This window comes from Congzhengia sp. (assembly GCF_037235575.1).
GTDB classification, from domain to species: domain Bacteria; phylum Bacillota; class Clostridia; order UBA1381; family UBA9506; genus Congzhengia; species Congzhengia minquanensis.
Genome location: NZ_JAXUNN010000006.1, coordinates 22,747 through 35,188 on the forward strand (window position 1 = coordinate 22,747; position 12,442 = coordinate 35,188).

The following is a 12,442-nucleotide window of genomic DNA, read 5'->3' on the forward strand; positions in this document are numbered from 1 at the left end:
AGGCAGTTTCGTTTTGGACAAAAACACAGTTTTAGCCCATTTCTCCGCTTATGGTGCGGATTACCGACCAAATATCAAATTTATAGCTCTGCTATTCCGAAACTGATCACCAATGCCTCGTTCACACTGTCCATAAGCTCATCATCTAATTTCCCAATTTTCTCACGCAGGCGCTTTTTATCAATGGTGCGTACCTGCTCTAATAAAATCACGGAATCCTTGGCAAGGCCAAAATCATTTGCACTTATTTCAATGTGAGTGGGAAGCTTGGCTTTATTAATCTGCGACGTAATAGCCGCAATAATAATGGTTGGGGAAAACTTGTTTCCAATGTCGTTCTGCACGACTAAAACAGGCCTTATCCCGCCTTGTTCCGAACCGACCACAGGGCTTAAATCAGCGTAAAAAATATCTCCTCGTTTTACAACCACACTATTCACACTCCGCCAGTTTTTCCTCATACGCGGCAAGCTCCTGCTCATCCGCGTCAAAACACATCATGGCGATATTTAAATTAATATCTGCCATTTCCTGATAACCCTTTTTCATTTGTTCTGCTACCGACTGCTTTTTCTTTTCACGAAGGTACATTTTCATAGCTTCGCGGACAAATTCACTTCTGTTGATATTTTCACTGCTGGCAACAGAATCAACTTGCGCAAGCAACGCGTCGGGAACGGTTATCAGAACCTTCTTGAGTTGCGACAAAATAGTCAAGCCCCCATTCGTTTGTTATTACGCTGGTAAATAGCGTGTGTTTTGAAAACATAAACGTCAGAACGCGAAAGTAAATTAAGAGTGATTTTTAGCGTTTACGCCACACTAATATTATATAATGAAAGGTCAAGCTAAGTCAATACACAAATATTAGCAATTCTATTACAAATAGGTAAGTACGTCAATAATTTCGCCGTTCCTGACATAAATTCTGGGGGTTCTGTTCCCGACTGCGCACAGGATTTCGTAGTTAATTGTCCCAGCACGTGCAGCTAAGGATGTTGCTGTTTCACTGTTATCTCCTCCGTTTCCAAATACGGTTACTTCGTCGCCGACAGTAATATTATTGACAGAGGAAACGTCTATCATACATTGATCCATACAAATTCTTCCCACAACAGGAACTTTTACCCCTGAAACGCTCATATATGCGTTATCTGATAGGCTGCGGAAGTATCCGTCGGCATATCCGATGGACACCGTTGCAATTTTTTCTTCTTGCTTTGTTGTATAGGTTGCGCCGTAACTCACCTTGGTTCCGGCGGGCTTTGTGTCGATTCTTGTAATTCTTGCTTTCACCGTCATGGCGGGCCTTAAGGAAAGCCGCTCCTTGTGAACCGCCTCAGACGGGTAGCAGCCGTATAAAATAATGCCCGGCCGCACCATGGTAAGGTGATATGCGGGAAATTCCATAATCCCTGCACTGTTGCAGATATGGGCATATTCAAAATGAATTCCCCGCACGTTTAATGCGTGAATCATAGACTGAAACGCTGAAAACTGTTTTTCAGACATTTTACTGTCCGGTTCGTCCGCACATGCAAAATGCGAAAAAATTCCTTCGGCAATCATGTTCGGCATGGAGCAGATTTTCGTAATTTTTTCCACGTCGTCCGCTTCGCAGTCGAACCCGATTCTCGACATCCCAGTATCCAATTTTATGTGAATACGGGCCTTTTTATTCATGGAAACTGCAGCGTCAGACAAAGCTTTTGCAAATTCTTCGTCACAAACCGTGGCGCTGATCCCTAAATTTATCATGTCTTTTGCAAAAATTTCATCCACTCGGCCCAAAATTAAAATCACTTCGTCAAACCCTTTGTCGCGCAATAGCTTTGCCTCTTCAAAGGTGGCAACGGCAAAGGCGTCGGCGCCGTTTTCGTGCATTGTTTTTGCCGCTTCAAAAAATCCGTGGCCATAGGCGTCTGCTTTCACCACACACATAATTTTTGCCGCGGGGCTGGTGATGCTGCGTATATTTTTCATATTAAACGCAATGGCGTCTAAGTCAATCTCGGCCCATGTTCTGGTTGTATATAGGTTGTTCAACTTGTGGTCGTTCCTTTCGTTAATCTGTTGTAAAATCTGAATCGGTAACCGATTTGTCGTTATATTGAAAATTCGAAAATTCAGCAGACAGAACAACTTTTCCGCCCATGTCGTAAACCGTGAGGTTTACCGGCGCCAGGGTTTTGTTGTTAATGGAAAGCGAAACCTTTGCGCTGTTTGCGCTCTTAGGCGAAATATCCGTTTCCAGAACGGTTACGTTTCCTTTGCCTGCCCCGTTTACGGCAAGATAGGTTTCTTCTGAGGAATAGTAGGTCTTAAAAAAGCTGTTTACAAACAGCAGGTTTGTTGTGTCTGCCGTGGGAACGGTGACAGAATAGTCCGTTCCGTCGGTAAGCGTTTTTGTTTTTGCGCCGTTGGCAATGGTGGTAACGGACAGGGTGCTGTCGGGATTTGACACTTTAATAAAAAACTTGTCGTTACCCATGGCCTTTTGCTCTGCCGTATATTTGTTTTCCGTTTTGTTTGAAAAACAGGAAAACGTGACGTTTGCGCTGTAGCTTTCCATCTTGCTGTAATACGTGTGGATTTTTTCATAAATGTCCATATCGCTGTCGCTTAAACGGCTGCCGCCGCAGGCGGATAACGCGAAAACGCTTATCATTAGTGTAAGAAAAACGGAAATCAGTTTCTTACACATCTTTTTTGTTACCACTCCTTTATGTCAGGTGCTATGTCAATTTCCTCCATAAAGGCGGCTGGCACGGAAGAAAGCAAATCCTCCGACGTCATGCCATATTCGCCTTTTGCTTTTCTTGCGATATTTCCCGCGGCCAGGTGAAGATAAACGCCGCCGACTGCCGCGTGCTCAGGCCTTGCCCCCTGGGACAGGAGCCCTGTGATAATTCCCGCCAAAACGTCGCCGCTGCCCGCCGTGGCCAGCCCCGAGTTAGAGCTGGGGCTAATGAATACCGTTCCATCCTTTGCGGCAACCACCGTGACCGCATCCTTTAAAACCAGCGTTACCTGAAATTTCTGCGCAAATTCGCGGGCGGCTAAAATGGGATTTTCTTTAATTTTTAAAACTGTAAGACCTGTGAGCCTGGAAAATTCCACAATATGCGGCGTTAGAATCAGCTCACATTTTTTCTCAAGCAGTAATTCAGTACAGCCAGACACGGCGTTTAACCCGTCTGCGTCTAACACCATTGGCTTTTCGTTTTCTGTTACCAAACGGCAAATGGTTTTTTTCGCAGCATCAGACGTGCCAATGCCGCAGCCGGCCAGCAAAACGTCTTGATGCTTCAGCTTTTCCAAAAGCAAATCGGCGGCAGGTTCGGCTAAACTTCCATTTTCACAGGGAAGCGGAACGGTCATCACCGAGGTGAGATGAGCGCAAACCGCGCCCAAAACCGTTTCCGGCACGGCGGCGGTGGCCATGCCCGCGCCGCTTTTCAAAATGGCGGAGGATGACAAAACCGCCGCGCCGCTCATTCCTGCCGATCCCACAAACGCCAAGGCCTTGCCAAAACTCCCCTTGTGGGAATTGGTTTCCCGCTTTGGAATTAGCTCTCTTTTGGAGTTATCTATTACATCATATCCGCTTCGCAGTTCGTTTATGACTTCTCTTGGCACAGAAATGTTTCCTTTTATCAGTTTCTGAAAGTGACCGCGGCCGGGAAATAACAGATGCCCGGGCTTTAAAGCTGCAAAGGTCACGCAAAGGTCTGCAAAAACAGAAGAGGCGGATGCGTGTCCGGTATCCGCCGAAACACCGCTGGGAATGTCCACAGAGGCGACGAACGCGCCGCTGTTGTTTATTGCATCAATACACGATTTCGCGTTTCCCTCAATTTCACCGTGAAAACCGGTTCCGAAAATGGCGTCCACAATAATGTCGCAGGAAATACCGCCGCCGGCAGCGGAAAAGGGAATTCCCATTTTTTTTACGATTTTTAAATTGGTCTTCGCATCACCTTCCGCCAAGGCCTCGTCAAACAGCAGGGTTATGGTAACGTCTGCATGCAAGTTGTGGGCCATGCGCGCAATGGCGAACCCGTCGCCGCCGTTGTTGCCCCTGCCGCAAAAAACGTGAATTTTTTTGCCCGCAACCGACCCTGCTTCACTCTCAAGAGCCATTAAAAATCCTGCCGCGGCATTTTCCATTAACAGCAGGGAGGGAACGCCGCAGTCCTCTATTGCGGCCTGCTCCAGGCCGCGCATCTGCGACACATTCACAACTTTCATAACAGCACCTACTTTCGTTATATTTAAGATTATTTTATAATAAAATGGGGAAAAAGTCAATGAGGGGGGTATAAAATGATATATTTACACAGAATTAACACTTTATTGGTTGTACTGGAAAAATTTTTATGGTAAAATATATAAATAGAGAATATATAAAAGTAAGGAGAATGACTTTGTCTTTTTTATGGAATAGCTTACCCGGTAAAATTTTAATGACGATGATTGTTGCGATGACGCCGGTTTTAGAGCTGCGCGGCGCAATTCCATTTGCCACAGCCAACGGGCTGAATTTGTGGGTGGCAATCGGCATCTCTATTATTGGCAACATGATTCCCGTTCCGTTTATTATCATTTTCATCCGCAAAATTTTTGAATGGATGCGTAAAAAAAGCGACGGGTTAAACAGATTGGTGACGCGGTTCGAACAAAAGGCGGAAAAACATAAGAAAACCGTTTTAAAGTATGAATTTTGGGGCCTTTTTATTTTGGTGGCCATTCCGCTGCCCGGTACCGGCGCGTGGACCGGGGCCTTGGTTGCGGCAATGATGGATATGCGCCTGAAAAGTGCGCTGCCGGCAATTTTTTTGGGTGTTACAGCGGCAGGGGCAATTATTGCGTTTTTAACCTACGGCGTTACGGTTATGGCCTGATTGGAAGGATTTTTTATTGATGGTTGAGCAAATCACGAATATCGATTTTTGCGTGCTTGATTTTATTCAGTCGCACGTTCGGTGCGCATTTTTAGACTTTTTTATGCCCCTTGTTTCAAGCCTGGGCAACGGCGGACTGATTTGGCTTTTCCTCGTGGCGGTAATGCTGCTTAGGGAAAAATGCCGCAAGCAGGGGTTTGTGCTGTTGGTTGGCCTTGCGGCAGGGTTTGTTTTGGGAAACCTCTTGCTAAAGCCCCTAATTGCCCGCCCGCGCCCCAACTGGGTGAACCTGGGGGTGGAGCTTTTAATTGACAATCCGTTAGACTTTTCGTTTCCGTCGGGGCACACGCTGTCTTCCTTTGTGGCGGCGTTTCTGATTTCAATGGACAATCACAAATTTGGTTACGCAGCCATTCCTTTCGCTGCGCTCATGGCGTTTTCAAGGCTTTACCTCTATGTGCACTATCCCAGCGACGTTTTAGCGGCGGTGGTATTAGCGTTTTTCATTGCCCTTGCGGTGCACAGGCTGTTTTACCGAAAGAAACAAATACAAAAATAAAACCTCCGAAACGGAGGTTTTTTTAATGGCTGTATATCATGCCGCAGAGGAAGACCGCGGCGAACACGCCCACCAAATCTGCAATGACGGCGGCGCTCACGGTGTAGCGGGAGTCTTTAATTTTCACCGCGCCGTAGTACACAGCTAAGGTGTAGAATGTGGTTTCCGAGGAGCCCAGCATAACAGAAGCAACTTTTCCGGCAAAAGAGTCCGGCCCGTTTGCGTCGAAAATGTCCTTCACCATGGCCAGTGCACCGCTCCCGGACACGGGCTTTAGAAGCGCCAAGGGAAGAACGTCCGGCGGCATGCCGATTTTTGAGAGCAGGGGCGACAAAAGGGTTTCCAAAAAGTCCAGCGCACCGGAGGCCCGGAGCATGGAAATGGCGCAAATCAGGCCAACCAGCGCCGGCAAAATGCTTACCGCCGAGCGCAGACCATTTGAAGCGCCGTTTAAAAACACGTCGAAAACACGCACCTTTTTAAAAAGGGCATAGCCCAAAATAGAAATGAAAATGAACGGCATAATAAGAATAGAAATCTTTTGGGCTAGCATTTATGGGCACCTCCGGGCAAGTAATTTTGCGGCAATAATTCCGCTTGCAACGGACAAAATGGAACAAATCCAAACCGGCACCATAATTTCAAAAGGGGCGGCAGAGCCGGCAGCCGTGCGCAGGGTGAGCAGGGTTGTGGGAATCAGCGTAATCGACGCGGTGTTAATGACCACAAACATGCACATGTCGTCGGTGGCAACGCCGGGGGTCAGGCTGCGGGCCTCCAGCTTGTTCATGGCGGCAAGGCCTAAGGGCGTTGCCGCGTTTGAAAGGCCCAAAAGGTTTGCCGTCATACTCATAACAATGGCGCTTTTTGCCTCGGAACCGTCGGGCAGGGAGGGAAACAGAATTCTGGTTATGGGCGAAAGCAAACGCTCAATTTTTTTGGTAATCCCCGCGTGCTCGGCTACCTCCAACAGTCCCGTCCACAGACACATCATGCCCATGAGAGATATCACCATTTGGGTGGCTTTGTCAGCACCGGAAAATACGCTGGCCGTTACTGCTTCAGTGGTGCCGGCAAAAAAGGAATATATGTAAGAAAAAAGAATCAGAAAAACCCAGATATAGTTCATCAATGGCAAAACACCTCCGCTTAAAGCTTATTCAAGACGGTTCTTATTTATGTTTTGCCTCTCGGACAAAAGGAATAAAAAATTTTATGCAGATTTCACGTGGTTAGCGGTTGCATTTTTTGGGAATTTGTAGTAAAATGAAAAGGCAGGAATTTTTTGCTTGCCGCAAAACGCGGTTTAATTTCAATTAAATGCACAAAATACAAAAAAAGGAGATGAGCTTATGGATAACAAACCGAAACCCCGAAGTAACGAAACAGGAATTTTTCATAAGCTTAAGTTGTATTGTGTGCTTCATTTTTATCAATAGTCTTATGTTTATGAAACTTCCCTGTTTCTTTCCCACGCCCATTTTACGCAAAAATTAGAAAGGGGGAAGTGAACTATGGACTTCAAAGAAACTTTAAAAGATGATATGGAAACTATCATCGATTTAATCGAGGACGGGAAATTAATTAAGGCCCGTGAAAAAATTATTACCATGGACGCTGTGGACATTGAGCTTTTGCTGGACGAAATACCCCGTGAAAAAATGCTTCGGGTGTTCCGCATGCTGCCCAAAACGCTGGCGGCAGACACGTTTGCCTACATGAAAAGCGACCAGCAGCAGTATATCATTGAATCCATCACCGACAACGAAATTAACAATATTATGGACGAAATGTTCATGGACGACACCGTGGACTTTTTGGAGGAAATGCCGGCCAATGTGGTGAAACGGGTGCTAAAAACCACCGACGCAAAAACGAGGCACACCATAAACCAGCTTCTTCGCTATCCTGACGGCAGCGCCGGTTCCATTATGACCACAGAGTATGTGGATTTAAAGAAAGAAATGACCGCCCGGGAGGCGCTGCGTCATATCCGCATAACCGGGGTAGACAGCGAAACCATTAACACCTGCTACGTAATTGACAAAGAGCGGAAGCTGGAGGGTGCAATCTCCATCCGCAAAATTATATTAAGCGCGCCGGAAACCCTGGTTTCTGATATGATGACCACGGAAGTGAAATATTTATACACATATGACGACCAGGAAACCAGCGCTTTCCGGTTTAAAAAATATGACCTTTTGTCCATGCCGGTAGTAGACGGTGAGAACAGGCTTGTTGGAATTATCACCATAGACGACATTGTAGACGTTATTGAGCAGGAGGCAACGGAGGACATTGAAATCATGGCGGCCATCACGCCTACCGACAAACCCTATACCGAAACAGGTGCGCTGGGAACGTTCCAAAAGCGAATCCCCTGGCTGCTGCTGTTAATGATTTCTGCAACTTTTACGGGGGGAATCCTCTCGTCTTATGAAACTTCGCTGGCGATTTATCCGGCTCTGGTGGCGTTTATTCCCATGTTTATGGACACGGGCGGCAACGCCGGCGGCCAGGCGTCTGTTGCGGTTATCAGAAGCCTTGCGCTGAACGAAGTAGAATTTAAAGATATTTTTAAAATTGTTTGGAAAGAGCTTCGCGTAGCGCTTTTGTGCGGCCTGATTATGGCAGTTGTGTGCTTTTTGAAGGCAATGGTGATTGACGCGCGGTTTACCGACGGCGTAAACTTTGTAACGGCGCTGATTGTAAGCATTACCATATTTTTAACCATTGTAATTGCAAAATTGGTGGGCTGTGTGATGCCGCTTTTGGCAAAGCGGGTGGGGTTCGACCCGGCGGTGATGGCAAGCCCGTTTATCACAACCATTGTAGACGCGCTGTCGCTGATTATCTATTTTCAAATTGTGCGGCTGTTTTTGCCGATGTAGAAGGAGCAATGCTATGTTTTGGTTTTATGACTATTATTATATCGTGCTGGTTGTGCCTGCAATTTTAATTTCGCTTTTTGCGCAGTTTAAAGTGCAAAGCACCTATCGGAAATATGCTCAGGTGATGTCTTTCAGAAACCGCACGGCGGCGGAAATCACCCGGCAGATTTTAGACCGCAACGGGCTTTCAAATGTTGCGGTGGAGGGCGTTCGCGGAAGCCTGACCGACCACTATGACCCGCGGACCAATGTAATCCGCCTGTCCGATTCTGTCCGGGGCGACGTGTCGGTTGCGTCCATCGGCGTTGCGGCTCACGAAGCGGGCCACGCCGTGCAATATGCCACCGGTTATTTCCCCATTAAATTGAGAAATGCGGTGCTGCCTGTGGCAAACATTGGGTCTACGCTGTCTGTCCCGCTGATATTCATTGGCTTTTTGTTTTCCATGCAGCCGCTGGTAACCTTTGGAATTTTGCTGTTTTCCTGCGTGCTTTTGTTTCAGCTTGTAACGCTCCCTGTGGAGTTTGACGCAAGCAGGCGCGCTATAAAAACGCTGGATGAGGGCGGCATATTGTCGTCTGAAGAGCTTACAGGAGCCAAAAAGGTGTTGGGCGCCGCCGCCATGACCTATGTTGCTGCGGCGCTGACCTCTGCCGCACAGCTTTTGCGGCTGGTGCTCATTTCAAGGAGAAGGGACTGAACATGGTTCACATTTACACAGGGGACGGAAAAGGAAAAACCACCGCCGCTTTGGGGCTTTCGTTCCGGGCCGCCGGCCGGGGACTTAGGGTGGCGTTTTTGGAATTTTTAAAGGACGGAAACAGCGGCGAAGTTTTGCTGGCAAAATCTGTGCCCAATATGAACATTCGGTGTTTTCAAACCACGGTGAACGGCTTTTTTTGGAACATGACGGAACCGGAGCGGGAGGAATTGAAGGCCGAAACCCAGGCGGGCTTTGCGTTTGCCGCAAACTGCGCGGCAAACCGGCTGTGCGACATGCTGGTGTTAGACGAAATTGCCGGCTGCATTGCAAATGGAATTCTTTCAGAAAACGACGTGCTGGCGCTTTTAAAGAATTATGGAAAGACGCTGGAAATTGTTTTAACCGGGCGGGATTTTTCGCAGGAAATGTGTTTGGCGGCAGACTATGTGTCTGAAATCCAGGCGGTGAAACATCCTTTTGATACAGGCACAGCGCCCCGGGAGGGAATTGAATTTTAAACGGGAAAGCGTTTTACCGCTATCCCGTTTTTTTTTTATATTATTTTTTTGTGACATGAAAATCATCTATTGCTTTTTTTCTCTGAATGTTGTATAATAATATCGTGTATTTATATTTGTATGAAAAAACGATACAGGAGGATAAAAATATGAAAAAAGTACTCTCATTGGTCTTGTCACTGGTACTGGTATTGTCAACCGCGGCTGTCGCGTTCGCGGCTGGATTTCCTGACGTAAACAGCAATTATTCCTGGGCACAGGAAGCAATAAATTCCCTGTCAGAAAGCGGTGTTATCACCGGCTATGACGACGGGACGTTTAAACCCGGAAAAAGCATTACCCGGCAGGAGGCCATTACCTTGTTTTCAAAAGCCCTGGGCGCCAGCGAAAAAATGAACGAGCCCATTGTGAATTTGGCCTATGGCATTTATGAAGCGGACCTTGCGGGCTGTGAAGACTCCTATGCTGTGAAGCAGGGCGCTTACATGGTTTACAGAAAAGTTTTGACCATCGATGAAGTGAAAGAATATTTGTCAAAAGAAAAGCGTGACGTTGAGCTGAAGCGCTATGAGGCGGCAACCTTAATTGCCAAAGCTCTGGGCGCAGACGCATGGATGAAAACAAACCCCGAGATTGACGTGACCTTTGCCGATAAAGACGATATTCCCGCAATGGCTTTGGGCTATGTGTTCTATGCCACAGAGCTGGGCATTATGAACGGCATGGGAGACAACAAGTTCGGCCCGAACGAAACCGTTACCCGGGCACAGATTGCCGTTATGATTCGCAGAATTTTAGACACTATGGATTTTGAATATATCCGCGGCATGATTTCAAGCGTAGACACTTTAATGAACAATTTGAGCATTAAAACAGAGGAAGGCGAAACCGTGAAATTTGGCGTGGGTAACTCCAGCGCGATTTTCTTAGACGGCGAAAAGGTTACGCTGACCGACCTGGAAGTGGGCATGGAATGTGTGTTCACATTCTCGAAAGAAAGCCTTTATCAGATTGATGCAATTACATATGAGGGAGAAGAAACCGTTTCCGGCGCGTTCCGCGGCAAAGTGACCACGAACGCTGGAACCACTGTAAAGCTGGCGGACATTACGAAAGAGGAAGAAACGGTTACAAGCTATAAGCTGGCGTCAAATGTGGTAATTAAAATTAACGGAGGTTCCGGCGCCATTACAGACATTAAAAACGGCGACTATGTTACCATTAAAATGTCCGGCGGCTTGGGCGTGTCGTTAAGCGCAGAGCCAAAAACAAGAAAAATCTCCAGCGTGAAGATTGAAAATATCGACACCTCCTCAAACGGCGTTGTGATTACCGTGTTGACAAGCGACGAAGAATCTGTGGAATATACGCTGGCAGACAATGCGACCATAACGCGCAACGGCAAAAAGGCAGACTTTTCTGAGCTTGCTATTGGCGACAACGCCGAGCTCACATTGGATTACGGTGAAATTTCCGACATTATGGCAACCGGCAAGGCAAAGAGCATTGAAGGCACCATTGATGAAATTACCGTTTCCAGCTCCACCTCGTATATCACCATTTCCTCAGGCGGAAACAAATCGAAATATCCCATGGCACGGGACTGCACCATTACAATTGAGGGCAAGGAAGCCACCATTTACGACTTAAAGCTGGGTTCCTATGTTAAGCTTGAAGTTTCCAGCGAAACCGTAACGGAAATTGCTTCTGAGGCGGCCTCTGAAGCGCTGACAGTGACGGGAACCATTAAAACCATTAACACCTCTTATGGCTTGGTTGTGATTACCTATGAGGGATTAAACGGCCAGGAGCTTGAAAAACAGCTGTTCTTGAAAGACAGCACAAAGATTTTAGATACCAAGTCCGGAAAACTTTTAACCATTAAAAATTTAAATGTCGGCAACGTGATTACGGCCGCCGGCACAGAGAAGCTGGGCGTTTATGAGGTATCGTCGCTCATGGTTCTTCAGTAACGCATTATGCGGCCTGCCGGTATTACCGGCAGGCCTATTTTTATGGAAAGGAAGCGGTATTCGTTTGAAACTTTACGACATGCATACGCACACAAACAATTCACACGACTCGAAAGCAGATATCATCACGCAGACAAAGGCACAAATTGCAGCGGGCGCGGCGGGGTTTGCCGTTACCGACCACTGCGACGTGCAGTTTTATGAGCGTGACCATGTGTTTGAAAGAATTCAAAATTCTGTAGAAGACGCCCTCGCCGCCCAAAAACGTTTTTCCGGCCAGATTGAAGTTTTAACAGGGGTTGAAATTGGCGAGGGCATTTGGGACGAAGCCCGCGCTGCAAAGATGTGCCGCGCATTCGACTATGATGTGGTTCTTTCTTCTGTTCACGCGGTGCGGTATCCGGGGCTGACAGCACCCTTTTCCACAATTGATTTTGGCAAACTGCCGAGGGAGACGCTGGAGCAATATATAGACCAATATTACACCGATATGATTGAAATGACAGAAAAGCTGGACTTTGACGTTTTGCCGCACATCACCTGCCCGCTGCGTTATGTAAACCGGAAATATGGCCGGGACATTGATTTTTTAACCCCCTACCGGGATAAGGTTGAAACCGTGCTGAAACAAATCATTGAACGGGGAATTGCCTTAGAGGTGAACACGGCTTACGCCAATTGCACCCAGGAGTGTTTGCCGAGCTATGACATTCTTTCCCTTTATAAAGAAAAGGGCGGCAAATTTGTTACCATTGGTTCTGACGCCCACGCTCCGGAAAATGCCGCCCGTCTGCTGTTTGATGCGGCGGAAATGCTGCGGCAGTGCGGGTTTACGGGATATTACTACTATAAAAACAGAAAACCCATTTTTATTCGCTTTTAAATTCCTGAAAG

Annotated in this window: 14 protein-coding genes; 7 read left to right on the plus strand and 7 right to left on the minus strand. The window is 47.0% G+C overall.

What is annotated here, in order from left to right; all coding sequences use genetic code 11:
* Nucleotides 1–80: 80 nt before the first annotated feature.
* The 5 genes from WIG73_RS00480 to WIG73_RS00500 form a co-directional block, all read right to left on the minus strand.
* Nucleotides 81–431: a type II toxin-antitoxin system PemK/MazF family toxin gene (locus WIG73_RS00480; RefSeq protein ID WP_177678215.1), complete on the minus strand. Its 351-nt coding sequence runs from the start codon at nt 429–431 to the stop codon at nt 81–83.
* 1 nt (nt 432) lies between these two features.
* A complete protein-coding gene (locus WIG73_RS00485; protein WP_249311262.1) occupies nt 433–708 on the minus strand; it encodes a ribbon-helix-helix protein, CopG family in 276 nt (91 codons plus the stop codon).
* 171 nt (nt 709–879) lie between these two features.
* Nucleotides 880–2,046: an alanine racemase gene (gene alr, locus WIG73_RS00490; protein ID WP_249311261.1), complete on the minus strand. Its 1,167-nt coding sequence runs from the start codon at nt 2,044–2,046 to the stop codon at nt 880–882.
* 19 nt (nt 2,047–2,065) lie between these two features.
* Nucleotides 2,066–2,704, minus strand: coding sequence for a hypothetical protein (locus tag WIG73_RS00495; RefSeq protein WP_337398814.1), 639 nt, complete (start codon nt 2,702–2,704; stop codon nt 2,066–2,068).
* 8 nt (nt 2,705–2,712) lie between these two features.
* On the minus strand, nt 2,713–4,251 hold the full coding sequence (locus WIG73_RS00500; protein WP_337398815.1) for an NAD(P)H-hydrate dehydratase: 1,539 nt from the start codon (nt 4,249–4,251) through the stop codon (nt 2,713–2,715).
* A gap of 215 nt (nt 4,252–4,466) precedes the next feature.
* Here WIG73_RS00500 and WIG73_RS00505 point away from each other — a divergent pair, with 215 nt between their 5' ends.
* Nucleotides 4,467–4,904: a small multi-drug export protein gene (locus tag WIG73_RS00505; protein WP_337398816.1), complete on the plus strand. Its 438-nt coding sequence runs from the start codon at nt 4,467–4,469 to the stop codon at nt 4,902–4,904.
* A gap of 19 nt (nt 4,905–4,923) precedes the next feature.
* Nucleotides 4,924–5,463, plus strand: a complete 540-nt coding sequence (locus WIG73_RS00510) for a phosphatase PAP2 family protein (protein ID WP_337398819.1) — start codon at nt 4,924–4,926, stop codon at nt 5,461–5,463.
* A gap of 22 nt (nt 5,464–5,485) precedes the next feature.
* On the opposite strand, the gene WIG73_RS00515 is transcribed toward WIG73_RS00510, so the two are convergent.
* Together WIG73_RS00515 and WIG73_RS00520 are read right to left on the minus strand one after the other, a co-directional pair.
* Nucleotides 5,486–6,016 (minus strand): nucleoside recognition domain-containing protein, encoded by a 531-nt coding sequence (locus WIG73_RS00515; RefSeq protein ID WP_177678224.1) that lies wholly within the window; start codon nt 6,014–6,016, stop codon nt 5,486–5,488.
* A complete protein-coding gene (locus WIG73_RS00520; RefSeq protein WP_249311256.1) occupies nt 6,017–6,592 on the minus strand; it encodes a nucleoside recognition domain-containing protein in 576 nt (191 codons plus the stop codon).
* Nucleotides 6,593–7,007: 415 nt separating this feature from the next.
* On the opposite strand from WIG73_RS00520, the gene mgtE reads away from it, so the two are divergent.
* From mgtE to WIG73_RS00545, 5 genes are all read left to right on the plus strand, one after another.
* A complete protein-coding gene (mgtE, locus tag WIG73_RS00525; protein WP_177678241.1) occupies nt 7,008–8,354 on the plus strand; it encodes a magnesium transporter in 1,347 nt (448 codons plus the stop codon).
* 13 nt (nt 8,355–8,367) lie between these two features.
* Nucleotides 8,368–9,054 carry a zinc metallopeptidase gene (locus WIG73_RS00530; RefSeq protein ID WP_177678228.1) on the plus strand — a complete coding sequence of 229 codons (687 nt, stop codon included), beginning with the start codon at nt 8,368–8,370 and terminating at the stop codon, nt 9,052–9,054.
* A 2-nt stretch (nt 9,055–9,056) separates the two neighbouring features.
* Nucleotides 9,057–9,575 carry a cob(I)yrinic acid a,c-diamide adenosyltransferase gene (locus WIG73_RS00535; RefSeq protein WP_337398820.1) on the plus strand — a complete coding sequence of 173 codons (519 nt, stop codon included), beginning with the start codon at nt 9,057–9,059 and terminating at the stop codon, nt 9,573–9,575.
* Nucleotides 9,576–9,724: 149 nt separating this feature from the next.
* Nucleotides 9,725–11,548, plus strand: coding sequence for an S-layer homology domain-containing protein (locus tag WIG73_RS00540; RefSeq protein WP_337398821.1), 1,824 nt, complete (start codon nt 9,725–9,727; stop codon nt 11,546–11,548).
* Between the two features lie 64 nt (nt 11,549–11,612).
* Complete coding sequence (locus WIG73_RS00545; protein ID WP_337398822.1) at nt 11,613–12,431, plus strand: histidinol-phosphatase HisJ family protein; 819 nt, start codon at nt 11,613–11,615, stop codon at nt 12,429–12,431.
* The last annotated feature ends 11 nt before the right edge of the window (nt 12,432–12,442 follow it).